The sequence below is a fragment of the Asanoa sp. NPDC050611 genome (genome assembly GCF_040654855.1).
Lineage (GTDB): Bacteria > Actinomycetota > Actinomycetes > Mycobacteriales > Micromonosporaceae > Asanoa.
The window spans coordinates 1-23163 of the sequence record NZ_JBFAIU010000095.1; the positions used below are offsets into that span (position 1 = coordinate 1).

22 protein-coding genes are annotated in these 23163 nt (G+C 71.6%); 10 read left to right on the forward strand and 12 right to left on the reverse strand.

Annotated features, from left to right (window positions below):
- On the reverse strand, window positions 1-401 hold a 401-nt coding region (locus AB0H87_RS17000), incomplete at its 3' end, for an alpha/beta fold hydrolase (protein WP_360145635.1).
- Complete coding sequence (locus tag AB0H87_RS17005; protein ID WP_360145638.1) at window positions 398-1447, reverse strand: alpha/beta fold hydrolase; 1050 nt, start codon at window positions 1445-1447, stop codon at window positions 398-400. The genes AB0H87_RS17005 and AB0H87_RS17000, both read right to left, overlap by 4 nt.
- A 91-nt stretch (window positions 1448-1538) precedes the next feature.
- Between AB0H87_RS17005 and AB0H87_RS17010 the strand changes: the two genes are divergently transcribed.
- Window positions 1539-3050 carry an aldehyde dehydrogenase family protein gene (locus tag AB0H87_RS17010; protein ID WP_360145641.1) on the forward strand — a complete coding sequence of 504 codons (1512 nt, stop codon included), beginning with the start codon at window positions 1539-1541 and terminating at the stop codon, window positions 3048-3050.
- Here the strand turns inward: AB0H87_RS17010 and AB0H87_RS17015 are convergent.
- Both AB0H87_RS17015 and nucS read right to left on the reverse strand, forming a co-directional pair.
- Window positions 3016-4095, reverse strand: a complete 1080-nt coding sequence (locus AB0H87_RS17015; protein ID WP_360145644.1) for a hypothetical protein — start codon at window positions 4093-4095, stop codon at window positions 3016-3018. The two genes, AB0H87_RS17010 and AB0H87_RS17015, sit on opposite strands and share 35 nt — an antisense overlap.
- A 27-nt stretch (window positions 4096-4122) precedes the next feature.
- The gene (gene nucS / locus AB0H87_RS17020) at window positions 4123-4782 is read right to left on the reverse strand and encodes an endonuclease NucS (protein WP_360145647.1); all 660 of its coding nucleotides are present in this window, start codon (window positions 4780-4782) and stop codon (window positions 4123-4125) included.
- Window positions 4783-4826: 44 nt separating this feature from the next.
- On the opposite strand from nucS, the gene AB0H87_RS17025 reads away from it, so the two are divergent.
- The 5 genes from AB0H87_RS17025 (at window position 4827) to AB0H87_RS17045 (ending at window position 9844) form a co-directional block, all read left to right on the forward strand.
- Complete coding sequence (locus AB0H87_RS17025) at window positions 4827-5411, forward strand: DUF4126 domain-containing protein (protein WP_360145650.1); 585 nt, start codon at window positions 4827-4829, stop codon at window positions 5409-5411.
- Window positions 5412-5476: 65 nt separating this feature from the next.
- Window positions 5477-5737: a hypothetical protein gene (locus tag AB0H87_RS17030; RefSeq protein ID WP_360145653.1), complete on the forward strand. Its 261-nt coding sequence runs from the start codon at window positions 5477-5479 to the stop codon at window positions 5735-5737.
- Window positions 5734-6441: a hypothetical protein gene (locus AB0H87_RS17035; RefSeq protein WP_360145656.1), complete on the forward strand. Its 708-nt coding sequence runs from the start codon at window positions 5734-5736 to the stop codon at window positions 6439-6441. The genes AB0H87_RS17030 and AB0H87_RS17035 overlap by 4 nt, the downstream gene beginning before the upstream one ends.
- Window position 6442: 1 nt before the next feature.
- The gene (locus tag AB0H87_RS17040; RefSeq protein ID WP_360145659.1) at window positions 6443-8995 is read left to right on the forward strand and encodes an FtsK/SpoIIIE domain-containing protein; all 2553 of its coding nucleotides are present in this window, start codon (window positions 6443-6445) and stop codon (window positions 8993-8995) included.
- Window positions 8996-9154: 159 nt separating this feature from the next.
- Window positions 9155-9844 carry a hypothetical protein gene (locus AB0H87_RS17045; protein WP_360145662.1) on the forward strand — a complete coding sequence of 230 codons (690 nt, stop codon included), beginning with the start codon at window positions 9155-9157 and terminating at the stop codon, window positions 9842-9844.
- A 566-nt stretch (window positions 9845-10410) separates the two neighbouring features.
- Here AB0H87_RS17045 and AB0H87_RS17050 read toward each other — a convergent pair.
- The gene (locus tag AB0H87_RS17050; RefSeq protein WP_360145665.1) at window positions 10411-12402 is read right to left on the reverse strand and encodes a protein meaA; all 1992 of its coding nucleotides are present in this window, start codon (window positions 12400-12402) and stop codon (window positions 10411-10413) included.
- A gap of 177 nt (window positions 12403-12579) precedes the next feature.
- On the opposite strand from AB0H87_RS17050, the gene AB0H87_RS17055 reads away from it, so the two are divergent.
- Complete coding sequence (locus AB0H87_RS17055; RefSeq protein ID WP_360145668.1) at window positions 12580-13431, forward strand: ABC transporter ATP-binding protein; 852 nt, start codon at window positions 12580-12582, stop codon at window positions 13429-13431.
- Entirely contained in the window at window positions 13428-14249 is an 822-nt protein-coding gene (locus AB0H87_RS17060) for an ABC transporter permease (RefSeq protein WP_360145671.1), read from the forward strand. Before AB0H87_RS17055 ends, AB0H87_RS17060 begins: the two co-directional genes overlap by 4 nt.
- A gap of 548 nt (window positions 14250-14797) precedes the next feature.
- Here AB0H87_RS17060 and AB0H87_RS17065 read toward each other — a convergent pair.
- Window positions 14798-15382 (reverse strand): cob(I)yrinic acid a,c-diamide adenosyltransferase, encoded by a 585-nt coding sequence (locus tag AB0H87_RS17065; RefSeq protein WP_360145674.1) that lies wholly within the window; start codon window positions 15380-15382, stop codon window positions 14798-14800.
- 67 nt (window positions 15383-15449) lie between these two features.
- Between AB0H87_RS17065 and murA the strand changes: the two genes are divergently transcribed.
- A complete protein-coding gene (gene murA, locus AB0H87_RS17070) occupies window positions 15450-16778 on the forward strand; it encodes a UDP-N-acetylglucosamine 1-carboxyvinyltransferase (RefSeq protein WP_360145698.1) in 1329 nt (442 codons plus the stop codon).
- A gap of 436 nt (window positions 16779-17214) precedes the next feature.
- Here the strand turns inward: murA and AB0H87_RS17075 are convergent, their stop codons facing one another.
- Window positions 17215-17439 carry a hypothetical protein gene (locus AB0H87_RS17075; protein ID WP_360145677.1) on the reverse strand — a complete coding sequence of 75 codons (225 nt, stop codon included), beginning with the start codon at window positions 17437-17439 and terminating at the stop codon, window positions 17215-17217.
- A 168-nt stretch (window positions 17440-17607) separates the two neighbouring features.
- Between AB0H87_RS17075 and AB0H87_RS17080 the strand changes: the two genes are divergently transcribed.
- Window positions 17608-18468, forward strand: a complete 861-nt coding sequence (locus AB0H87_RS17080; RefSeq protein ID WP_360145680.1) for a 3-hydroxyacyl-CoA dehydrogenase family protein — start codon at window positions 17608-17610, stop codon at window positions 18466-18468.
- Here the strand turns inward: AB0H87_RS17080 and AB0H87_RS17085 are convergent.
- The 5 genes from AB0H87_RS17085 to AB0H87_RS17105 all read right to left on the reverse strand — a co-directional run.
- Complete coding sequence (locus tag AB0H87_RS17085; protein ID WP_360145683.1) at window positions 18465-18923, reverse strand: DUF2550 domain-containing protein; 459 nt, start codon at window positions 18921-18923, stop codon at window positions 18465-18467. The two genes, AB0H87_RS17080 and AB0H87_RS17085, sit on opposite strands and share 4 nt — an antisense overlap.
- A gap of 13 nt (window positions 18924-18936) precedes the next feature.
- The gene (locus tag AB0H87_RS17090) at window positions 18937-19218 is read right to left on the reverse strand and encodes a F0F1 ATP synthase subunit epsilon (protein WP_360145686.1); all 282 of its coding nucleotides are present in this window, start codon (window positions 19216-19218) and stop codon (window positions 18937-18939) included.
- 144 nt (window positions 19219-19362) lie between these two features.
- Window positions 19363-20622: an LCP family protein gene (locus AB0H87_RS17095; RefSeq protein ID WP_360145689.1), complete on the reverse strand. Its 1260-nt coding sequence runs from the start codon at window positions 20620-20622 to the stop codon at window positions 19363-19365.
- 229 nt (window positions 20623-20851) lie between these two features.
- Window positions 20852-22294: a F0F1 ATP synthase subunit beta gene (gene atpD, locus AB0H87_RS17100; RefSeq protein WP_360145692.1), complete on the reverse strand. Its 1443-nt coding sequence runs from the start codon at window positions 22292-22294 to the stop codon at window positions 20852-20854.
- A partial coding sequence (locus AB0H87_RS17105) for a F0F1 ATP synthase subunit gamma (protein WP_360145695.1) occupies window positions 22294-23163 on the reverse strand: 870 nt, incomplete at its 5' end. The genes AB0H87_RS17105 and atpD, both read right to left, overlap by 1 nt.

Genomic DNA, 23163 nt, shown 5'->3' on the forward strand with positions numbered 1-23163 from the left:
AGGGGCGTGCCGATGCCGACGAGCGCGAACAGCACCACCGCGGCCAGCGCGACACGCTCGACCTCGACCAGGGCCGGCTCGGTGCGGGCCAGGGCGATCGCGGCCCAGCAGCCCATCGAGTGGCCGACGACGATCGCCTGACCGCCGCCGTGCGCCCGGATCACCGCGGCCAGGTCCTCGGCGTGCCGTGCCATCCCGTACGGCCCGGGCAGGTCCCGGCTGTGGCCACGGCCCCGCAGGTCCGGCGCGACGAACCGGTGGTCGTCGGCCAGCGCCGGTGCGACCAGGCCCCAGGCCATATGGTGCGAGGTGATCCCGTGTGCGGCGACGACCAGCGGGCCGGCGTCGCCCCAGACGCCGACCGCGAGGTCCCCGGCACGCTCTTCCCGGTAGGTGGTCACGGCAGCAGCTCGACCAGCTCGGCGACGAACTCCGCCGGGCGCTCGATGTGCGGCGAGTGGCCGCAGCCCGCGTAGACCACCTCGCGGAAGCTGCCACCGCGCTCGGCGTACCGCTGCAGGACCGCGCGGGTCTGGCCGATCATCGGCTGCGGCGGGCTCGCCTCCGCGCCCGGCCAGCCCGGCACGACACCGAGCGAGCCGAGGTACGACAGGTCGAAGAACGAGGTGTCCGAGACGATCGCGTCCTGGTCTCCGCGTACCCAGGTGATGTGTGGCTTGGTCGGCACGGCGACGAGGTCGTCCGCGATCCGGAAGTGGTTGGGCGCCATGGTGTTGAGCACGCCACGGTCACCGGGCGCGACACCGGGCCAGTTGGGGCTCGGTGTCGAGGTGCCCGGGTAGTTGTCGTCGCCGGTGACCGTGGAGAGCACGGTGTCGAGCAGCAGTTCCTCGTCGGCGCCGAGCGACGCCGGGTCGGCCACGTAGGCCGTGCGCATCACCGTACGCGGGCTGGTCTGCGCGTCGCCCTCGCGGTCCTTGGCGGCGAGGCGGGCGACGAAGTCGGGGTTGGCCGTGCCCGCGCCGGTGCCGGCGAAGTCGTCGGTGGTCGGTGTGCCCTCGACGTCGCGGGTGCCGCCGAAGCCGTACGGGGACAGCGGAGCCTCGAGCAGCATGGCCTGTACGCGGTCCGGGTGGTCGACCAGCAGCTGCATCGCCACGCCGCAGCCCATCGAGTGGGCGATGACCAGCGGCTTGGCACCGGCCGGGAACAGCTCGGGCGCGTCGAGCAGGGCCGCGACGTCGTCGGCGAAGTCCCGCAGGCCCCTGGTGGCGTCCACCGGGGCCGCCTCGCTCGCGCCGTAGCCGCGCAGGTCGGGCGCGACGAGCCGGAGATCCGGCGGGAGGTGGCGCAGCAGCGGGCGCCAGAAGTCGGCGGACGAGCAGTTGCCGTGGATCAACAGCACCGGTGTGCCGTCGACCGGGCCGGCGACAAGGACGTTCTGGTCGATTCCGCGCGCCGTTACGCGTACCTGCTGGTGCTCCATGGCGGACATCCTGCACCCACTTCCCCGGGCTTCGCTGTGTGGGCAATCCACACCTACCGACGGGTAACCGTGACGGCATAGACTTCGCCGCATGACTTCCACCCGGGCCGCCGGCGTTCCCGTCGTCGAGGACGGTTCGCTCGTCTCGACCAACCCCGCGACTGGCGAAGAGGTGGGCCGTTTCGCGGTCGCCTCCGCTGACGAGGTTTCGCGGATTGTCGGGCGGGCGCGCGAGGCCGCCGTCTGGTGGGTCGGGCTCGGCCATGCCGGCCGGCGCGCCCGGTTGCTGCGCTGGCGTGCCCTGCTCGCCCAGCGGGTCGAGGAGGCCGCGGCGCTGATCAGCCGCGAGGGCGGCAAGCCCACGGCCGAGGCGATCGTCGAGACCGTGGCCGCGATCGACCACGTCGACTGGGCCGCCCGCAACGCGCACCGGGTGCTGCGCCCGCGCCGGGTGCGGGGCCGGATGGCGCTCGCGGAGTTCTCGGCGCACCTCGAGTACCAGCCGATGGGCGTCGTCGGCGTGATCGGGCCGTGGAACTACCCCGTGATCACCCCGCTCGGCTCGATCGCGTACGCGCTCGCCGCGGGCAACACGGTGGTCTTCAAGCCGAGCGAGTACACGCCGGCCGTGGGTGCCTGGCTGGAGTCGACGTTCGCGGAGGTCGTCCCCGAGCAGCCGGTGTTCCAGGTCGTGCACGGCCTGGGCGACGTCGGTGCCGCGCTCTGCCGCGCGGGGGTCCACAAGGTCGCGTTCACCGGCTCCACCGCCACCGGCAAGAAGGTGATGGCGGCCTGCGCCGAGACGCTGACGCCCGTGCTGATCGAGGCCGGCGGCAAGGATGCGCTGATCGTCGACGCGGACGCCGACGTGGCCGCCGCGGCCGAGGCGTGCGTCTGGGGCGCGCTGACCAACGCCGGGCAGACCTGTCTCGCGATCGAGCGGGTGTACGCGGTGTCGCCCGTCTACGACGCCTTCGTCGCCGAGGTGGTCCGCCGCGCCGGGGCGCTCACGGTCGGCTACGGCGACGGCTTCGACATCGGGCCGATCACGATGCCCAAGCAGGTCGACGTGATCCGGCGGCACATCGACGACGCGCTGGCAGGGGGCGGCCGGGCCGTGCTCGGCGGCCGGGAGGCGGTCGAGCCGCCGTTCGTGAAGCCGACGATCCTGGTCGACGTGCCCGAGGACTCGGCGGCGGTGACCGAGGAGACGTTCGGGCCGACGCTGGTGATCCGCAAGGTGGCCGACGTCGACGAGGCGGTGCGGCTGGCCAACGCCAGCTCCTACGGGCTCGGCGGCGCGGTGTTCGGCAAGCGGCGCGCGGTGGCCGCGGCGCGGCGGCTGCGCACCGGCATGGCGTCGGTCAACTCGGTGATCACGTTCATCGGGATGTCGTCGCTGCCGTTCGGCGGCGTCGGCGACTCCGGCTTCGGCCGCACGCACGGCGACGACGGGCTGCGGGAGTTCTCCCGGGCCAAGGCGATCACCACGCGGCGCGGGCCGTCGGCGCTGAAGGCGATGACGTTCGAGCGCACGCCGGCGCACGTCGCGCGGATCGTGAAGGCCGTCAAGCTGCTGTACGGGCGGTCACCGCGTCCTTGACGATCAGGCGGGCGCCACGGACCCGGCCGACGTCGACCGTGGTGTCGACGTAGTCGATCGCGAACACCAGCGCGACCGCGCCGATCAGCAGCTCGGCGCCGAGCAGGGCCAGCGGTAGCCACGGGACGGCGAGGCCGAGGTGGCCCTGGACCGCCATGATGCCGGCGACGGCGGCCTGGGCCAGCGCCAGCTTGCCGATCACGCTGTCGAAGCGGTCGGCCAGCGCGGCGAGGGCCGCGGTGCCGTCGTCGAGGCGGCCGAGATCGAGGTTCCGGGCCCGGAGCAGGCCGTCCGCCTCTTCGCGCGCGCCTTCCGCGCCGAGGACCCCGCCCAGCAAGGCCGGGCCGGCGCCGACCGCGCCCGCCCGGTCGGCCAGCGCGACCAGCCGGTCCCGGGCGGTCTCCAGCCAGGTCGCGTCGACCAGATCCAGCAGCGCGTCGAGGGCCGCGGCGACGGCGCGCATCCCGAGCCGGAGCAGGCGGCCGCCGATGTTGTCGAGGAAGAGGCGCTTGCTGATCTTGTCCCAGGCTTCCTTCCACTGTGCGGGCGCCCGGCCGGCGATGGTCCTGCACGGGCCGGCGACCACGTCCGCGGTGCCCTTGGCGATGGCGTCGAGGGTGCTGCCGAAGCGGGCCTTCAGGGTGGCGACGGCCTCGTCGAGGTCGTGCGAGGCGACGGTCTCGCGGTCCCGAGGGGCCGGTTCGCTCGCCTCCACCTCGGTCAGGGCGCGGTCGAGGGTCGCGGTGGCGCCTTCCGGGGGCGGGCCGGCCCCTGTCTCACCGAGGGCCGTGCCGGCGGCCAGGGCCAGCTCGCCGAGCCTGAGCTGGGCGGCGACGACGGCTAGCAAGGCGTCGGGGTCGTCGTCTACGGCTTGGTCGGTCAGGTCACGGCCGGCCGGGGCCGGTGGGGCGAGGACGCTCTCGATCTCCCGGGCGAGACGCTCGGCGGCGGCGTCCGGGGACTCGCCCGCGGCCAGCGCGTCGCGGAGGTCCCGGCCGGCCGCGGTCGCCGCGCGCAGGGACTGTCCGATCTCGACATCGGTCACGCGTACAGCGTGGCACTGCGACCGCGGTCAGAACAGCGTCAGCTCGTCGCGCTCGATGCCGCGCAGCTTGTCGTAGTCGACGACGACGCAGCGGATGCCCCGGTCCTCGGCGAGCACGCGGGCCTGCGGCTTGATCTCCTGCGCGGCGAAGATGCCGGTCACGGGGGCGAGCAGCGGGTCACGGTTCATCAGTTCGAGGTAGCGGGTGAGCTGCTCGACGCCGTCGATCTCGCCCCGGCGCTTGATCTCCACGGCGACCGAGCCACCGTTCTGGTTCCTGCAGAGGAGGTCCACGGGGCCGATCGCGGTCATGTACTCGCGGCGGACCAGCGTGAAGCCCTCGCCGAAGGTGGTCGGGTTCGCGGCCAGCAGCTCCTGCAGGTGCGCCTCGACGCCGTCCTTCTGCAGGCCGGGATCGACGCCCAGGTCGTACGACGTGTCCTGGAAGATCTCCTCCAGGGTGATCCGCAGCTCCTCGCCGGCTTTGTTGACGACGCGCCAGACGCCGGGCTCCTCCTTGATCCGGCAGGGCGGGCTCATCCAGTTGAGCGGCTTGTAGGCGCGGTCGTCCGCGTGCACGGAGACGGAGCCGTCGGCCTTGACCATCAGCAACCGGGTGGCCGGGGGCAGGTGGGCGGAGAGCCGGCCGACATAGTCGACCGAACACCGAGCGATCACGAGGCGCACCCGACCACCCTACGTAAGTGGTAATGGGGTGCCATGCTGAGGTCGTGCTGGAAGCCCTCACCGGCGCTGGCCTCGCTACCTCGGCCGGCCTCAACGCGTACATCCCGCTGCTCGCGATCGGTGTGCTCGCCCGCTACTCCGACGTCGTCACGTTGCCCGCCGGCTGGGGCTGGCTCAGCAACGGCTGGGTGATCCTGATCCTCGGCGGCCTGCTCGCGATCGAGGTCGTCGCCGACAAGGTGCCGGTGCTCGACTCGGCCAACGACGTGGTGCAGACCGTGGTGCGACCGACGGCGGGCGGGCTCGCGTTCGGCGCCGGCACGAGCACCGCGACCGTGTCCGACCCGGGCGGCTTCTTCGGCTCGCACCAGTGGGTGCCGGTGGCGGTGGGCGTGTTGCTGGCGCTGGGCGTCCACGGGATCAAGGCGACCGCACGACCCGTGATCAATGTGGGCACCGCCGGAATCGGCGCTCCCGTCGTGAGCACGGCCGAGGACGTCGCGAGCGTGGTGATGTCGGTGATCGCGCTGGTCCTCCCGGTGCTGATCCTGCTGTTCCTGGTCGGGTTCGTACTGCTGCTCTTCTGGGCGCTGCGCCGTCGAGGGACACGCCGGCAACGCGCGGCCTAGTTGCGGTCACCTCTCCGCATTCCGGCGATAACGTAGCGTTATCGGCCTGGGTCGGAGGGGGAACCGTGGCGAGCGTTGCCGAGGTCAAGGCCGCCATCGACGTCGCGATGGCACATGTCCAGGAAGGACAGGAGGCCGTCCGGGCCGCCAACGACAAGCTCGACGCGGCGCGGGCCAGCCTCGCGGCGGCGGTCGACGGCAGCGCGCACGAGTCGGTCGCGGCCGCGCGGTCGGCCCTCGCGCAGGCTGCCACGGAGCTCGACGACTGCATGACCGCGACGCTGGGCGCGATGGAGCAGGCGCAGACGTACGCCGCGGCGCTGTGAGCCTGCTGCACGCGCTGGCGGACCGGGTGGTGACGGTGCGCGGTGCGCTGCCCGTCGCCGAGGTCGGCGTGGCGTCCGGGCGGCTGCGGGAGGCGACCGCGCTGCTGGCGGCGACGCTCGAGGCCAGCTCCGCCGTGTCCGCGGCCCCGCTGCTGGCGTCGGCGGCGTCCCATCTGGACGCGGCGTGCGGTGCGCTCGGGCGGGCTGGTGACGAGTTGGACCGTTATCTCGCCGCGGTGGGCGTCGCCCCGTCCGCGGCTCCGATGGTGACGTCCGGATCCTGCCCGTGGGCGGCGCGGATCGACGTGCTGACCGGGTCGGTCGGTGCGGCGCGGCCGTCCGTCGACGATCGGCTGACCGTCGACGCGGTGCTCGTCTCGGCGGTGCGGGCGGCCGGCCGTGATCGGCTCGCGCTGCGTGCCTCGTTGCTCGTGGCGCCGCCGGCGGTGGGGTGGGCGCTCGCCGCGCGTACTGCCGGCTTGGTGGGGGTTGCCGCACCTGATCGGGTACGCGCGGGCGCGTTGTCGCGGTTGCCGGGCCTGTTACCTGGGTTGCCGGCCGCGGACGCGTTGGTTCGCCAGGCGCTGCGATTGCCGGGGCCGGCGGTCTCCGCCCACCCGGCGGACGCCGGCGCGGTCGGGGTGGTGCTCGTGTCCGTGGTGCTGGCGTTGACCGGCGCGTTGCCCGAGTCGTTGGTCGGTTGAGGTGGCCGGCGCGCGGGCCCGGTTGGTGGCGGACGTGCGCGCCACGCTGGCGGCCGCGCGGGGTCAGGCCCGGGCGGCGTCGGCCCTCGCGGAGTCGCGGCGGGCGGCGGCGCTGGAACGGCTGCGGGCGGTGCGGTCCGCGCATCTGGCCTGCGTCCGGGGCCTGGGTACGCAGCGCGAGCGGGCCCGGCGCGCGATCGAGGCCGAGTTCGTGGCGTCGTCACGCCGCGCGGCGGCGTCGGTGCTGTCGTTCCAGCCGGACCACACCCTGGTCCGCATCGGCACGGTGACGGCGCCCGGCTGCGGCACGGTGGTCCCGGCTCTGCTGCCGTTGCTTGACCGCGGTCACCTGAGCCTCTCGGGTTCCGATGTGGACGACGTCGTCCGGCTGGTGCTGCTCCGCGTGCTCACGGCAGCCACGCCAGGTGCGATGCGTTTGACGGTCTACGACCCGGAGCGCCTGGGCGGGACGCTGTCGGGTTTCGCGCCGCTGGGCGCGGCGGGGCTGGTGCGGTTCATCGGGCCGGGTGGGCTCGGGGCGACGCTGGACGAGCTGGTCGACGAGATCCAGCGGCTGAACGCGCTGGTCCTGGCGGCGGGCCACACGTCGGTGGCGGCGCTGCAGCCGCGGCCCGCGCCGTGGCAGGTGGTGGTGCTGCTGGGCGCGGCCTCCGACGCCGAGTCGTTGTCGGCGGCCCAGCTGGACCGGGTGGTGCGGCTGGGCCCGGCGTGCGGGATCCACCTGGTCGCCCGGGGTGTGCCGTTGCCGGCGGCGCCGACGGTGTGCACGGTGTCGGTGCGGGACGGCGTGGCCTGCTCGCCGGCGTTCGCCGACCTGCCGGTGACCCTGGACCCGCCGCCGTCGTCGATCGCCGCGCGTTGCCGTGCGCTGGCGGCCTCGGCACTGTCGGGCCCGCCGGCCGTGTCCTTCGCGGACCTGCTGCCGGCGCGGCACTGGACGTGCGCGGCCACGTCCGGCGTCTCGGCGCCGGTGGGCACGTCGCTCGACGGCGCCGAGCTGGTGTCGCTGTCGCTGGGCGACGACCCACCGCACGCGCTGATCGGCGGCCCGTCGGGGTCGGGCAAGACCAACCTGTTGTACGCCTGGCTGGGTGCGCTGTGCGCCCGCTACTCGCCGGCGGAGCTGGAGCTGTACCTGCTCGACTTCAAGGAGGGTGTGTCGTTCGCCCGCCTGGCGCCGGGTCCGCGGGATCCGAGCTGGCTGCCGCACGTACGCCTGGTCGGGGTGAACATCAACAACGACCGCGAGTTCGGCCTGGCGCTGCTGCGTCACCTGGCCGGGGAGCTGCGCACCCGCGCCGCCGCGGCCAAGCGCTTCGACGCGACCAAGTTGGCGGAGCTGCGCGCCGAGGACCCGTCGTCCCGATGGCCGCGGATCGTCGTGGTGATCGACGAGTTCCAGGCGCTGCTGGCGGGCCGCGACGGGGTGACGACGGAGGCGGTGACGCTGCTGGAGGACCTGGCGCGGCGGGGCCGGTCGCAGGGCATCCACCTGGTGCTGGCGTCGCAGGACGTGTCGGGGATCGAGGCGCTGTGGGGCCGATCGGGCCTGGTGGCCCAGTTCACGCTGCGGGTGGCGCTGCCCAAGGCCCGCCGCATCCTGGCGGATACGAACCTGGCGGCGGAGACGATCCCGCGTTTCACGGCGGTGGTCAACGCGGACTCGGGCGTGGCGGCGGCGAACCAGGTGGTCCGCGTACCGGACGCCGGCGACCGGGCGACGTGGCGCGCGCTGCAGCGGTCGCTGTGGGAGTCGCGCCCGCCGGACAGCCCTCCCCCACGCCTGTTCGACGGCGACGCGGTCCCGTCCCTCCCGGCGGCGTCGGGCCTCCCGGAGGCGGTCCTGGGCGAAACCATCGACGTGGGCGCCCGCCCGGCCGTCTTCCCGCTGCACCGGATGCCGGGCCGCAATCTCGCTGTGCTCGGCACCCGGGCACTCGACGCCACCGCGATCCTGACCGCCGCGGCGCTGTCCCTGCCTTCCGCTCGCTTCAGCGTGATCTGCCTGGACGAGTCCGTACTGCCCGCGGCCACGTCCCTGACCAACGCGCTGCCGAGCGCGCATCTGTGGAACCGCGACACCCTGCCGTCCCTCGTGGCGTCGCTGGCTCCCTCCGCCGGTGAGCCGCACGTGGTGGTGGCGTTCGCGCTGGACGCCCACCCACCGGGCGTGGACTTGAAACCGCTGCTGACCCGCGGCCCGGAGGACGGCATCCACGTACTCGGCTGGTGGCGCACAGTGGCGCGCCTCCGCGACGACCTGGGCGGCCCGGGCGCCCGAATGGACGCGATCGGCGGGTGGGTGGCCCTGGACGTCCAAGGCTCGGACCTGGCCGCCCTGACCCCACACCCTGGCGCGCTGTCCTGGTATCCGCGGGCGCAGCGAGCCCTCTTCTTCGACCGTGCCACGGACCGCGCACCTCAGGTGATCGTCCCGTACTCGATTCCCCCGGAGCGCCTGACCGCCCGCCCAGCCGCCGTGCCAACCCAACCGCGCGCGGCCGAGCCCAGCACCCCCGGCGGCCCACGATGACGCCGGCGTCAAAGATTTCGCGGCGTGGGGCGCGCCGCTGGGCCGAGTCGCCGAGGAGGCGCTGGCCGCGGCCTCCGCATCCGACAGTGTCCTGGAGGCGACAGGACTCGGCGGACAGCGTCGCGGTTACCCCCTGCGCTCGCCCGGTGGGAGGGCGCGATGAGTGACTACGGCGACCTGGTAGCCGAGTTGGCGACCACCGTCACCCGCAGGGACACGGACCTCGCGGGAGCGGAGCGCGCCTACCACGAGGGAATGGCCGCCGCGGCTGCCGAACTCCGGCACGCAGAAGCGGAAGCCCACGAAACCGACCGCCGCGCCGCCGCGGCGGCCGCCGCTGTGGTCGAGGTCGATCGCGACGCGGAGCTTCTGTGGTCGGACCTGCACCGCACCCGAGCCTGGTTGGGCCAACGCCCAGGACCGGCCCCGGACCCGGCGCCGGCCACGGCTCAACCCAGACTGGACCTGGCCGACGACGCGAGCGCCACACTGCTGGCCGAGGCCGCACACCGCATCCACGGCAGCACACGGCGCGCCACCACCCAACCCAACGCCAAGCCACCCGTCCTGATCACCCCACTCCTCCCCCTCCTCGGCGCCGCCACCACGGGGATCACGACCGTCCTGGCAACGGCCCTGGCGGCCCTGGCCACCCTCGACCTCCCGGCCGCGGGCTTCCTACGCACGCTGGCCTGGCTGATCTACTTCGCCTCCCCCTTCGCCGGCATCCCGGTAGCCACCCACCTCCTCCGCCACCGCTGCTCAACCCGCATCGACACGGGCGGCGTCGTCCTGACGGTCCTGGGCGGACTGGGCGCGCTCTCCACCATGATCATCACGTTCTCGTGACGCCACCACCGCCCGGTCAGGCAACGCCTCGCGCGGACCCCGCGGACCAACTCGTCGACAACCTGCGCCAGGGCAGGGCGTCGCGCACCTGCACCCCCGCCGACCAACCCCCACCATCTGCGCCAGGCGCTGACGTCGCCCCCAGACCCTCTGCCGACCAACTCCTCAACAACCTGCGTCCAGGACAGACGTCGCCCGCCCGCACCCCGCCGACCAACCCCGACCACCTGCGCCAGGCGCTGACGTCGCCCCCAGACCCCCTGCCAACCAACTCCTCAACAACCTGCGCCCAGGACAGACGTCGCCCGCCCGCACCCCGCCGACCAACCCCCACCACCTGCGCCAGGCGCTGACGTCGCCCCCAGACCCCCTGCCAACCAACTCCTCAACAACCTGCGCCCAGGACAGACGTTGCCCGCCCGCACCCCGCCGACCAACCGCCACCACCTGCGCCAGGACAGACCTCGCCCGCCCGGACCCCCGCCGACCGACTCCCCCAACAACCCCGCGCCAGGACAGACGTCGCCCGCGCAGACCCCCGTTGACCAACTCGTCGACAAGCTTGGTCAGGGCAGGGCGTTGGCTGTGCGGATCACGTTGACCAGTTCGTCGACGATCTCGGTCAGGGCGAAGTCCTTCGGTGTGAAGACCCGGGCCACCCCCGCCGCGCGTAGCTTCTCGGCGTCCGTCGGCGGGATGATCCCGCCCACGACGACCGGTAAGTCGGCGCGGCCGGCGGAGCGGAGGCCGTCGAGGACCGCGGGCACCGCGGCCAGGTGCGAGCCCGACAGCACGCTCAGGCCGACCAGGTCGACGTCTTCCTGCACCGCCGCGGTCACGATCTCCTCCGGTGTCAGCCTGATGCCCTGGTAGATCACTTCGAAGCCCGCATCCCGCGCACGCACCGCGATCTGCTCGGCGCCGTTGGAGTGCCCGTCGAGGCCGGGTTTGCCGACCAGCAGGCGCAACCGGCCGCCGCCGAGGTCCGTTGCCGTGCGGAGCACCCGCTCCCGGACCGCGACCAGCGAGCCGTCGGCCTCGCCGCCGGTCGCCGCGGTCAGGCCCGTCGGCGCCCGGTATTCGCCGAACACCTCCCGCAGCGCGCCCGCCCACTCGCCGGTGGTCACGCCGGCCCGCGCGCAGGCGATCGTGGCGGCCATCAGGTTGGCGGTGCCGGCCGCGTCCTCGCGGAGCCGGGCGAGCGCCGCCGCCACCGGGGCGGGGTCACGCGACTCCCGCCACGCGCGTACCGCGGCCGCCGCGTGCGCCTCCACCCCCGGGTCGACCTGCTCGACGTGGTCGGCGCCGGCGGTGGTCAGCGGCGAGGGCTCCGTGTCGACGTAGCGGTTTACCCCGACCACCACCTCGGCGCCCGACTCGATCCGCCGGCGGCGCTCGGCCAGCGACGCCACCAACTCGGCCTTGCAGTAGCCCGACTCGACGGCGGCGACCACCCCGCCGAGCTGCTGGATCTGCTGCAGCTCGCGGCGGGCACCAGCCGCGATCGAGTCGACGAGCGCCGCCACCACCGGCGAGCCGTCGAACAGGTCGGGATAGTCGAGCAGGTCGGACTCGAGCGCCAGCACCTGCTGCATCCGCAGCGACCACTGCTGGTCCCACGGGCGCGGCAGGCCGAGCGCCTCGTTCCACGCGGGGAGCTGGACGGCCCGGGCGCGGGCAGAGCGGGAAAGCGTCACGCCGAGCATCTCCAGCACGATGCGCTGGATGTTGTTCTCCGGCTGGGCTTCGGTGAGACCGAGGGAGTTGACCTGCACCCCGTACCGCAGGCGCCGCTGTTTCGGGTCCTTGATCTGGTATCTGGTCGCGGTGATCTCGTCCCAGAGCGCGCCGAACGCACGCATCTTCGCCATCTCCTCGACGAACCGCACACCGGAGTTGACGAAGAACGACATGCGCGCGACGACGTCGCCCATCCGCTCGGCGGGGACCTGACCGGCCTCGCGTACGGCGTCGAGCACCGCCACCGCCGTCGCCAGCGCGAAGCCGACCTCCTGGACCGGCGTGGCGCCGGCCTCCTGCAGGTGGTAGGAGCAGACGTTGATCGGGTTCCACCGCGGCACGTTGGCGACCGTCCAGGCGATCGTGTCGGTGGTCAGCCGCAGCGAAGGGCCCGGCGGGAAGATGTGCGTGCCGCGGGACAGGTATTCCTTGACGATGTCGTTCTGCGTCGTGCCGGACAGCTCCGCACCGGCCGCACCGTGCTCCTCCGCCACCACGACATAGAGCGCGAGCAACCACATCGCCGTCGCGTTGATGGTCATCGAGGTGTTGGCCTCGGCAAGCGGGATGCCGTCGAAGAGCGCACGCATGTCGCCGAGATGCGAGATCGGCACCCCGACCCGGCCGACCTCGCCGGCGGCGAGCGGATGGTCGGGGTCGTAGCCGGTCTGGGTCGGCAGGTCGAACGCGACCGACAGGCCGGTCTGGCCCTTGTCGAGGTTGCGCCGGAACAAGGCGTTGCTCGCGGCCGCCGACGAGTGACCGGCGTAGGTGCGCATCACCCAGGGGCGATCGCGCTCCGGCAGGCGGCCCTCCACGGGTGCAGTGTAAGGCGCCTTTTAGCCGGTTTTCGGGCGTTTGAGCGGTCTGCTGGCGCATGCCATCGAGTGTGGGCGGCGGAGAAAGGTGGATGTGAGTTATCCACAGGCGGAACTTATCCACAGCCCGGCGACCCAGCGTGCCCATTCGCGAACGCGAAAGGCATCATGTCTGTCATGACGCACGAGGAGCCCGCGATCGCGGTCAGTGGCTTACGCAAGGCCTATGGCGACAACGTCGCGGTGGCCGGCGTCGACCTGGAGGTGCGTCGGGGCGAGGTGTTCGCGCTGCTCGGCCCCAACGGCGCTGGCAAGACCACGACCGTGGAGATCCTCGAGGGCTACCGCCACCGCGACGGCGGCACGGTCACCGTGCTCGGGGTCGACCCGCAAAACGCCGACAAGGCCTGGCGGGCCCGGGTCGGCATCGTCCTGCAGGGCACCGGCGAGTTCGACGACCTGACCGTCGGCGAGGTCGTGCAGCACTTCGCGCGCTTCTACCCCAGCCCCGACGACCCGGCAACGGTGATCAAGCGGGTCGGCCTGGGCGAGAAGGCGAACGCCCGCACCCACACGCTCTCCGGCGGCCAGAAGCGCCGGCTCGACGTGGCGCTCGGCATCGTCGGCCGGCCCGAGCTGCTCTTCCTGGACGAGCCGACGACCGGGTTCGACCCGGAGGCCCGCCGGGAGTTCTGGGATCTCATCCGCGACCTGTCCGCGGCCGGCACGACGATCCTGCTGACCACGCACTACCTCGAAGAGGCCGAGGCGCTCGCCGACCGGCTGGCGGTCATCGCGGGCGGCTCACTGGTCGCCGTCTCGACCCCGCAGGAGCTCGGCGACCGGCAGAACGCACCGGCGACCGTGTCGTGGCGCACGGCTGAGGGCACGGTCGAGCGCAAGGAGACCTCGACGCCGACGGCGCTGGTCGCCGAGATCGCCGCCGGCTTCGGCGGTGAGGTCCCAGGCCTCACCGTGACGCGGCCGACGCTCGAAGACGTCTACCTGACGATGATCGGACACCGATGACCGCTGTTACGCAGACACCAGCCGCGGCCGGCCCGCTGACGCTCGGCCTCCGGCAGGGCGGCCTCGAGGTCAAGCAGTTCACCCGCAGCCGCGAGGCCGTGGTCTTCACGATGGCCTTCCCGGCCATCATGATCGTGATCTTCGCGTCGATCTTCGACGGGGAGATCGGCGGTGGCGTCAACTTCACGCAGTACTTCATCACCGGCATGATCGCGACCGGCCTGCTGTCGGTCGGCTTCCAGAGCCTCGCGATCCAGATCCCGGCCGAACGCGACCGCGGCGTGCTCAAGCGCCTCCGCGGCACCCCGATGCCGAAGTGGGTCTACTTCGCCGGCAAAGTGATCATGGTCTTCGTCGTGGGCCTGGTCGAGACGGCGATCCTGCTGGCGGTGTCGGCGCTCTTCTTCGACCTGGAGCTACCCAGCTCGGGCGCCCGCTGGCTGACCTTCCTCTGGGTGGGCGTGCTCGGCATCTCCGCCTGCACGCTGTTGGGCATCGCCTTCTCGTCGGTGGCCCGCACGGCCCGCAGCGCACCCGCCGTGGTCACCCCGGTGGCGCTGATCCTCCAGTTCATCTCGGGCGTCTTCTTCGTATTCACCAGCCTCCCGACCTGGATGCAACAGGTCGCCGCGATCTTCCCGCTGAAATGGATGTGCCAGGGCCTACGCTCGGTCTTCCTACCGGACTCCTTCGCCACCCAGGAACCGGGCGGCTCCTGGGAGCTGGGCAAGGTAGCCCTCGTCCTCGGCGCCTGGTGCCTGATCGGCCTGGTCCTCTGCATCACCACGTTCCGCTGGACAACCAAGCGCGACGGCTGACGCACCCCAGCCAGCCGCCGCAGCCGGTCGGCAGCGCCGGCCGGCGCCCGGGCACGAGTTGCGGTTCTGGACCCCGGGCGGGTCGCCACTGCTCACGAACGCGGCACCCGGACCGCCGGGCCGCGCGGGTGGCCCTGGGGCCGGTTCCATGGAGATCGCGGCAACGCTGGTTGATGATCTAAACCAGCCGACAGGTCATCAAGCTGGACGCCGACCCAGGAGCCGATCGCCGCGCCCGGTTGGCCCAGTCGAACCAGACACCGCACCGCGCGGATGTGGGTCGCGGCGCCCAAATCGACGGCCGTCCTGCGACCCGCACGGAAAAGCCCGGCGTCACGTCCAAGTTGCCATCGTTATAACGCTAGCCCGCGCATCGCCGGCTCGCCCTGGCGCATCTCGTGCAGGATCTTGCCGGGCCGCTCGATCCGCTACGCCGCGCTCGCGGCCCTGGGTGGCGCTTGCCGGCCGCGGACCCGGCAGCGAAGCGGAGCGAGCGGTGTCTGGCGGGAGCGACGGTCGCGCCCCCGACGGACCCGAGCAAAATGCTTCTATTTCTTCGCGCTCCCGCCCCTGCCCGGGACCCAGAGCACATCCCCGCCGGGATTGGCCGTTCTTGACAGGATGAACAGCAAGTCCGAGAGCCGGTTGAGATACTTTGCCGGGAGCGTGCTGGTTCGGTCGGGATCCTCCGCGATCAGCGACCACGCGGCGCGTTCCGCGCGGCGGGCGACCGTGCGCGCCACGTGCAGCAGCGCGGCTCCCGCGGTGCCGCCCGGGAGGACGAAGGAGTCGAGCTTGGACAGCCGGCCGTTGAACTCGTCGCACCAGCCCTCCAACCGTTCGACGTATTCCTCGGTCACCCGCAGCGGCGGGTACGCGGGCTCCGGCTCAACGGGGTTCGCCAGGTCGGCGCCGACGTCGAACAGGTCGTTCTGGATCTGGGCCAGCACCTCGCGCACCTCCTCGGACAGGGCGCCGAGCGCCAGCGCGACGCCGAGCGCCGCGTTGCATTCGTCGACGTCCGCGTACGCCGTGATCCGCGGGTGGGTCTTCGCCACCTGCTCGTTGTTGACCAGTCGGGTCGAGCCGGTGTCGCCGGCCTTCGTGTAGATGCGGGTGAGGTGGACGGCCATGACACACAGCGTACGGACGCCCTCGCGGGACGACCTCGAGGCCGGCACACCGACCGTGACTCCTACGATGGCCGACGTGGATCTGATCCGGGTCGAGGGCGGCGCACGGCTGGCCGGCGAGGTAGCCGTCGTCGGCGCCAAGAACTCCGCGCTCAAACTGATGGCCGCGGCACTGCTGGCGCCGGGGCGCAGCGTGATCACCAACGTGCCGCGGATCACCGACATCGCGATCATGGCGGAGGTGCTGCGCCGGCTCGGGTGTCAGGTGGAGATCACGCCGGACGTGGTGCCCGCGGGGCGGGAGGGGCCGCCGCCGTCGGTCGTGGTGACCATCGACGTGCCGGACGAGCCGGGCACCGAGGCCGACTACGACCTGGTCCGCCGGCTGCGCGCGTCGATCGCGGTGCTGGGGCCGCTGCTGGCCCGCCGCGGCTACGTGCGGGTCGCCCACCCCGGCGGCGACGCGATCGGCTCCCGCGGCCTGGACATGCACGTCGCCGGCCTGGCCCGGATGGGTGCCGAGATCTCCGGCGAGCACGGCTTCGTGATCGCCTCGGCCCCGCAGGGCCTCCAGGGCGCCACCATCTGGCTCGACTTCCCCAGCGTCGGCGCGACCGAGAACCTGGTCATGGCCGCCGCCCTGGCCAAGGGCAGCACGGAGATCGACAACGCCGCCCGCGAGCCCGAGATCGTCGACATCTGCGCCATGCTGATCGAGATGGGCGCCAAGATCGAGGGCGTCGGCACCTCCACGCTGCGGATCGAGGGGGTGGAGAGCCTTTCGCCGGTACGCCACGCCACCGTCGGCGACCGCATCGTCGCCGGCACGTGGGCCTTCGGCGCCGCCATGACCCGCGGCGACGTGCTGGTCAACGGCGTCGACCCGGGCTTCCTGGAGATCGCGCTGGACAAGCTCGTCTCCGCCGGGGGTGTGGTCGAGCCCCAACCGACAGGCTTCCGGGTACGCATGGACGACCGCCCCAAAGCCGTCGATGTCGTCACGCTCCCGTTCCCGGGTTTCGCGACGGACCTGCTCCCCATGGCCATCGGCCTGGCCTCGGTCAGCGAGGGCGCCTCGCTGGTGACGGAGAACATCTTCGATGGCCGCTTCATGTTCGTCAACGAGATGGCACGCCTGGGCGCGGACATCAAAACCGACGGCCACCACGCCGTGGTACGCGGCCGCGACCGCCTGTCCAGCGCCCCCGTAAGAGCCACGGACATCCGCGCGGGCGCGGGCCTGGTGATCGCCGCCCTCTGCGCCGACGGCATCACGGAGATCTCCCACGTCCACCACATCGACCGTGGCTACCCGGACTTCGTCGGCGACCTGGCCGCCCTGGGCGTCGACGTCCAACGCGCGGCCGCCCCAGAAGACCCACAGTTCTCCTTCTGACGGCGGCGAGGGCCGCTGCCGGGCTACGACAGCGGCCATGATCGCGGTGGTGCGCGCCGAGCTCGACACGTCGGCCTTGGCCGGCCGGTGGCCGAGGTCATCGCCGGCCGCCTGCACGGGACCAGGACACACCAGGCCAGCCCGTTGGTTCAGGTCGACCTGGACGGACACCGCGAGCGTTTGTCGGCGATCGCCTACATGGTGCGCGGGCAGGAGATGGTGTCCGCCGTGCCGCGACGGCTCGGACGAGGGGCGCGGGATGCGTAGGCGACCTGGCGGCCGAACAAGGTCCAGCCCCGAGGGATCATGACGCAGATCGACGTGCTTCGGCATGTGCCTACATGAAGGAAACGTGAGCGAACCACCAGCACCGCGGCGACACGCCCGGAGGGTGGTTTCGTGGCGACGCGCCGGGTCAGGCAGAGCAGGGGCAAGGTCACTCGGCGCTTGGGTCCAGGGCGACCAACCGCCGCGCCTGCGCCGCGTTCTCCCTGAAGACCAGGATCCGGGTGCGGCCGTCCCGGCCCGGCGCCACCGTGGAGCGGATGCCGTTCGCCGCCAATCGCCGGCGCAGCGACTCCGCGTCCGGCGTCGTGGCCGCCAGCGCCACCGTTACCAGCAGGCCGAAGTCCGCGCCCTCGTGCTTCGGTTCCCCGCCCATGCTTCGCCCCCGCCGCTTCGTTCCTGTGCCCGGATCACCGGCATCTGCTCAGTTTGTCAGGAGGTGAGCCGATCTCGGGTGGAGTCGGTCACAGCGGTGGGCTGACCGATCGTTCACCCGGCCTACTAAGTTCAACCGCAGGAACCACGACTCAAGGGAGAGTGCGGCATGGCGGGTCGGCTGGCGGTCATCGGGGCCGGACTGATGGGGTCGGGCATCGCCCAGGTGGCGGCGCAGGCCGGGTGGGAGGTGACGCTGCGCGATCTTGACGACGCGGCCGTCGGGCGTGGGGTCAAGGCGATCAACAAGTCGCTCGAGCGCATGGTGGCCAAGGGGACCATCGACGGCAACGACGTGGCGCCCCTGCTCGGGCGGATCACCACCACGACCGATCTCGGTGCGGCGGCGGACGCCGACATCGTGGTCGAGGCCGTGTTCGAGCGGCTGGACATCAAGCAGGACGTGTTCCGCGAGCTCGACAAGATCTGCAAGGCCGACGCCGTGCTCGCGACCAACACGAGCGCCATTCCGGTCAGCCAGATCGCCGCGGCCACCCAGCGGCCCGAGTCCGTCGTGGGGACGCACTTCTTCTCGCCCGTACCCATGATGAAGCTCTGTGAGCTCGTGCGCGGTTACAAGACCAGCGACGAGGCGCTGGACAAGGCCAAGGCGTTCGCCGAGGAGATCGGCAAGACCGTCGTGGTGGTCAACCGCGACGTGGCCGGGTTCGTCACCACCCGGCTGATCGCGGTGCTGGCGCTCGAGGCCGTCAAGCTCGTCGAGTCCGGCGTGATCTCCGCCGAGGATCTCGACACCGCCTGCAAGCTCGGCTTCGGGCACGCCATGGGCCCGCTGGCGACCATCGACCTGACGGGCGTCGACGTGATGCTGCACGCGGCCCGCAACATCTACACCGACACCGCCGACGCGAAGTTCTTCCCGCCGGAGCTGCTGCAGCGCATGGTGGTCGCGGGCGACCTGGGCCGGAAGACCGGCAAGGGGTTCTACGACTACGAGCAGAAGAGCTAGGCCGCGGGCGGCCAGTCGGTCACGGAGAGGTGGGGGCTCTGGTAGTCCGGAGGCCCCGCCTCGATCCAGGACGAGAAGCCGGTGACGGTGGAGAGCGCCATCGCGATCTCCACCGGGGCCTGGTAGCCGACGCAGCGGAGGATGATCCAGTCGGCGGGCATGGTGAGCCGTTCCTGGCCCTCGGGGAGGCGGCGGCTCGCCACCGTGAGGCCGCGCCGGGAGAGCACGCGCTTGGGTCGGACGGCGAAGCTGAAGATCCGGTACCAGCGCATCTCGTCGCCGACGAACCGGGCGAAGCCGGGCGACCAGCCCCGGCCGTGGAGCATGGTCGAGACGCGCAGGTCACATCGGATCGTGCCGCCGGCACGGGCGTAATACGCCCGGCGGGCGAACAACAGGACGATCGCGGCGAGCAGCAGCCCGAGGCCGATGGCGATCCACTCGATGATCAGCATCGGCCCGGCTCCGTCAGCGAGCCGAGGCTTCGGCTGGCGTGGCGCTCTCGGCCAGGACCGTTACGCCGGTCTCCGTGACGGAGAGGAACCCGCCCGCTACGTCGTAGGCGAGGGTCTGGCCGCCTTCGATCTTGATGCGGATCTGGCTCGGCTCAGCCAGCTGGCCCAGGAGCGGCGCGTGGCCCGGCAGCACACCCAGCTCGCCCTCGGTGGTGCGGGCGACGAGCATCTCGGCTTCGCCTGTCCACACCTTCTGTTCGACGGACACGAGCTCGACATGGAGCTGATTTGCCACTGTGGCTCCTCTTCGACGCCGGACCGGGGCGAGGGGATCGCCCGGTGTCGCGGTGGAATTGGAGTGAAGTCTAATCGGCGTCCGCGCCTGTGACAGACCAGGGGTGCCACCTGTGAAAGGCGGCACCCCCGGAAGAGAGGTGGGTCACTTGTCGCGGTTGATCAGCTCCGGATGGGCCGCGACGAAGGCGTCGGTCGTCTCGTTGTTGATGGTCGCGAAGAACTCGTTGGCGATCGGCTTCAGGCCCTCGCCGAGGTATTTCCCGTTCTCAGAGATCCCGCCGCCGGGCAGCTTGATCATGGTGATCGAGTCCTGCCGCATGCCCTTCAGCGCGAAGCCGAACTCGGCCACGCTGTGCCCGCGGCCGTTGAACACGAGCGCCTCGCCGGCGGCCCGGAGCACCTTGTCGAGCTTCGGCAGGTCGGTCATCACGTTCTTGCTCAGCACCTGCTGGGCCATCGCCTTGACGAACTGCTGCTGGTGCCGCTGGCGGCCGTAGTCGCCACCCTCGACCGTGTAGCGCTGCCGCACGTAGTCGAGCGCCTGCCAACCCTTGAACTTGTGTGTGCCCTTGGTGTAGCGCGCCTGCGGGCCGTAGTAGGGGTGGGCACAGCCGCCGCAGCTGCGCATCGGGCGCGCGTAGCCGTTGGGCTGCAGGTGCTCCGAGAGCACCTCGGCCTCGTCGACGTACATCGTGACCCCGCCCATGGCGTCGACGATCTTCTTGAAGCCGGCGAAGTTGACGATGGCGCCCGCGTCGAACCGCTTGATCCCGGTGTAGTTCGAGATCGTCTTCGACAGCAGCTCGAATCCCTTCGCCCGGTCGGGTGTTCCGCCGCCCGGGATCCGCGCTCCGTGGGACATCGCCGCGTTGAGCTTCTCGCGGCCGCCGTTGTAGCCGGACTTCGGGAAGGCCGGGATGTCGACCAGCGTGTCGCGCGGGAGGGAGAACAGGTAGCCGCGGTCGAGCGACGCCGGGATGTGCATGATCATGACGGAGTCGGCGAGCGGCAGCGTCGTCGTGTTCCGCGGGTCGATGCCGACCAGCAGGATGTTCAGTGGGCCCTTGATGTCGCTCTTCGCCTCGACCTTGGCGCCGTCACCGAAGAGGTCCTCGGTGGTGACCGCGCCCTCGTAGCGGGCCAGCAGCGCCTCCGAGGTCACCAGCAGCCCACCGCTGGCGACCATCAGGATCGCGCCGAGGATCGTGCAGTAGCGCGCCCAGCGCGGGATCCCGGACCGCTTCTTCTTGCCGGACCCGGAGCCGGAGCCCGAACCCGAGCCGTATGTCCCGGGCGCGCCGGGACCGCCGAAGTCCGGTGGGACGGAGCCCGGTGTGGCCCTGCCGGTCGCACCGCGCCCGGTCGAGCGGCCCGATGAACCGCTGCCCGACCTTCTCGCCATCGAAACTCCTTGTCGTCGATGCCCTGTGCCGCATTCCGTTAAGGAGACGTGTGCGGCCGGCCCCGCCGTTGCGCCCGAGAGCTTATATCTCGCGGCTGAATACGGACGCCCGGGTCCGTCGCCGTGCGAAATCGGGCCAAAAGCTTTACTGCCCGCTAAAAAACCAGCGACAAAACGCAACGATCCAGGCACCCACGGTGGGTGCCTGGATCGCTGTGAGTTAGGACGCTCAGTCCTTCATCAGCTCGGCGGCCTTGCGCTCGAGGTCCTCGAGCCCACCGCACATGAAGAAGGCCTGCTCGGGGAAGTGGTCGTACTCACCCTCGGAGATCTTCTTGAAGGCCTCGATCGTCTCCTTGATCGGCACCGTCGAACCCGGCACGCCGGTGAACTGCTCCGCGGCGTAGGTGTTCTGCGACAGGAACCGCTCGATCCGGCGGGCCCGCTGCACCGTCACCTTGTCGTCCTCGGAGAGCTCCTCCATGCCGAGGATGGCGATGATGTCCTGCAGGTCCTTGTAGCGCTGCAGGATCCGCTTGACCTCGGAGGCGACGTTGTAGTGCTCCTGGCCCACGAACTGCGGGGCGAGCAGCGTCGACGACGAGGCCAGCGGGTCCACCGCCGGGTAGATGCCCTTGTCGGAGATCGACCGCTCCAGGTTGGTGGTCGCGTCGAGGTGGGCGAACGTGGTGGCCGGCGCCGGGTCGGTGTAGTCGTCGGCGGGCACGTAGATCGCCTGCATCGAGGTGATCGCCTGGCCACGGACGGAGGTGATCCGCTCCTGCAGCTGGCCCATCTCGTCGGCCAGGGTGGGCTGGTAACCCACCGCGGACGGCATACGGCCGAGCAGGGTCGACACCTCGGAACCGGCCTGGGTGAAGCGGAAGATGTTGTCGATGAAGAGCAGCACCTCCTGCTTCTGCACGTCGCGGAAGTACTCCGCCATCGTCAGCGCGGAGAGGGCGACGCGGAGCCGGGTGCCCGGGGGCTCGTCCATCTGGCCGAACACCAGCGCCGTCTGCGGGAGCACGCCGGACTCGGCCATCTCCGTGATGAGGTCGTTGCCCTCACGGGTGCGCTCGCCGACGCCGGCGAACACCGAGGTGCCGCCGAAGTTGCGGGCCACACGGGTGATCATCTCCTGGATGAGCACCGTCTTGCCCACGCCCGCGCCGCCGAACAGGCCGATCTTGCCGCCCTTCACATAGGGCGTCAGCAGGTCGATGACCTTGATGCCGGTCTCCAGCATCTCGGTCTTCGGCTCGAGGTCCGCGAACTTCGGAGGCTCGCGGTGGATCGGCCACCGGTCCTTGACCTCGAACTTCTCGCCCTCCTTGAGGTTGAGCACCTCGCCGATGGCGTTGAAGACGTGGCCCTTGGTGATGTCGCCGACCGGCACGGTGATGCCCGAGCCGGTGTTCTCCACCTCGGCGCCCCGGACCAGACCGTCGGTGGGCTGCATGGAGATCGCCCGCACCATGTTGTCGCCGAGGTGCTGCGCGACCTCGAGGGTCAGCGTCTTGTCGCCCTCGGCCAGCGAGACCTTCACGTGCAGGGCGTTGTAGATCTCCGGCATGGCGTCACGCGGGAACTCCGCGTCGACGACCGGGCCGATGACCCGGACGACACGGCCGGCGGCCGTGGTGGTCTCAGCTTCAACAGTCGCAGTCATCACGCTTCACTTCCCGCCGCGGCCAGCGCGTTCGCGCCGCCGACAATCTCACTGATCTCCTGGGTGATCCCGGCCTGGCGCGCCGCGTTCATCTGGCGCGTATAGGTCTGGATGATGTCCTCCGCGTTGTCGGTCGCGCTCTTCATCGCCCGCCGGCGCGCCGCCGACTCGCTGGCCGCGGAGTCCAGCAGGGCCGCGTAGATACGGGTGTTGACGTAGCGCGGGAGCAGCGCGTCGAGCAGCGCCTCGGCCTCGGGCTCGAACTCGTACGCCGGCAGCAGGCCTTCCGACTTCGGCCGCTCCTCGACCTGCATCGGGCCGATGATGCGGGTGACCGGCGTCTGGGTCAGCAGCGACTTGAACTGCGTGTAGACGATGTGCAGTTCGTCGACCCCGGTGACGTTGTCGGCGCCCGGGCCGTCGTCGGTGTCGTCCGCGCCGCGGGTGAACGCCTCGATCAGCGTGTCACCCACGGTGCGGGCGTCCTCGAACGTCGGCTGCTCCGAGAAGCCGGTCCAGCTCGCCTCGATCGGCCGCTGCCGGAAGCGGTAGTAGCCGACGCCCTTGCGACCGATGACGTACAGCACCGGCTCCTTGCCGTCTTCGCGCAACCGCGCGACGAGCGACTCGGCGGTGCGGATCGCGTTGGTGCTGTAGCCGCCGGCCAGGCCCCGGTCGCTCGTGATGAGCAGCACCCCGGCCCGGCGCACCCGCGGGCGCGGAGTGAGCAGCGGGTGGTCGACGCTGGCGTTGGACGCCAGCGCCGTCAGCACACCGGTGATCGCCTGGGCGTAGGGCAGCGAGGCATCGACCCGCGCCTGCGCCTTGGCGATGCGGCTCGTCGCGACGAGCTCCATCGCCTTGGTGAT

Bases quoted from the DNA above. Each gene is read 5' to 3' on its own strand.
- AB0H87_RS17060 (WP_360145671.1), top strand. From the start codon at position 13,428: ATGACCGCTGTTACGCAGACACCAGCCGCGGCCGGCCCGCTGACGCTC.
- AB0H87_RS17045 (WP_360145662.1), top strand. From the start codon at position 9,155: ATGAGTGACTACGGCGACCTGGTAGCCGAGTTGGCGACCACCGTCACC.
- murA (WP_360145698.1), top strand. From the start codon at position 15,450: ATGGCCGACGTGGATCTGATCCGGGTCGAGGGCGGCGCACGGCTGGCC.
- atpD (WP_360145692.1), bottom strand. From the start codon at position 22,294: ATGACTGCGACTGTTGAAGCTGAGACCACCACGGCCGCCGGCCGTGTC.
- AB0H87_RS17080 (WP_360145680.1), top strand. From the start codon at position 17,608: ATGGCGGGTCGGCTGGCGGTCATCGGGGCCGGACTGATGGGGTCGGGC.
- AB0H87_RS17055 (WP_360145668.1), top strand. From the start codon at position 12,580: ATGACGCACGAGGAGCCCGCGATCGCGGTCAGTGGCTTACGCAAGGCC.
- AB0H87_RS17085 (WP_360145683.1), bottom strand. From the start codon at position 18,923: ATGCTGATCATCGAGTGGATCGCCATCGGCCTCGGGCTGCTGCTCGCC.
- AB0H87_RS17005 (WP_360145638.1), bottom strand. From the start codon at position 1,447: ATGGAGCACCAGCAGGTACGCGTAACGGCGCGCGGAATCGACCAGAAC.
- AB0H87_RS17095 (WP_360145689.1), bottom strand. From the start codon at position 20,622: ATGGCGAGAAGGTCGGGCAGCGGTTCATCGGGCCGCTCGACCGGGCGC.
- AB0H87_RS17075 (WP_360145677.1), bottom strand. From the start codon at position 17,439: ATGGGCGGGGAACCGAAGCACGAGGGCGCGGACTTCGGCCTGCTGGTA.
- AB0H87_RS17010 (WP_360145641.1), top strand. From the start codon at position 1,539: ATGACTTCCACCCGGGCCGCCGGCGTTCCCGTCGTCGAGGACGGTTCG.
- AB0H87_RS17065 (WP_360145674.1), bottom strand. From the start codon at position 15,382: ATGGCCGTCCACCTCACCCGCATCTACACGAAGGCCGGCGACACCGGC.